The organism is Neisseria sp. P0009.S010, from assembly GCF_051958545.1.
Taxonomy (GTDB): Bacteria; Pseudomonadota; Gammaproteobacteria; order Burkholderiales; family Neisseriaceae; genus Neisseria; species Neisseria subflava_A.
Genome location: NZ_JBQCVH010000025.1, coordinates 1 through 372, shown reverse-complemented (window position 1 = coordinate 372; position 372 = coordinate 1). Strand labels below are relative to the sequence as shown.

Genomic DNA, 372 nt, shown 5'->3' with positions numbered 1-372 from the left:
CGCCGCGATTTTGACGGATGCTGCTTTATTATGACCGACTGCGCCACTTTGTAAGTAGCAGTTCAATAGGCATACGCTCATGCCGAAGCGGGCGATATCGTGTTGCTCAGCCCGGCTTGTGCGAGATTTGATATGTTTAAAGGCAATGCGCACCGTTCGGACGTGTTTATTGAATCGTTTAAGGCTTTGTAAGGCCGTCTTAAAGATGAAAAGAGGGTTGAAAATCGGCTTGGCGACTGTCGTACTTTTGGCTGTCGCTGTCTCGGTGTTTTGGTTTGCTGCGCCGATTCGTTCCACGAATACTGTTACCACGCCAAGTGAAACGCCATTGCCTGTAGATGCCGTTATCGACAGATTGGTTGTGCATAAAAG

At 48.7% G+C, this 372-nt stretch carries 1 pseudogene; it reads left to right on the top strand.

The features are described from left to right. Positions 1-192 (top strand): annotated as a pseudogene (gene murD / locus ACTHSN_RS10760) (UDP-N-acetylmuramoyl-L-alanine--D-glutamate ligase); the annotation flags it as partial. Between the last annotated feature and the right edge of the window lie 180 nt (positions 193-372).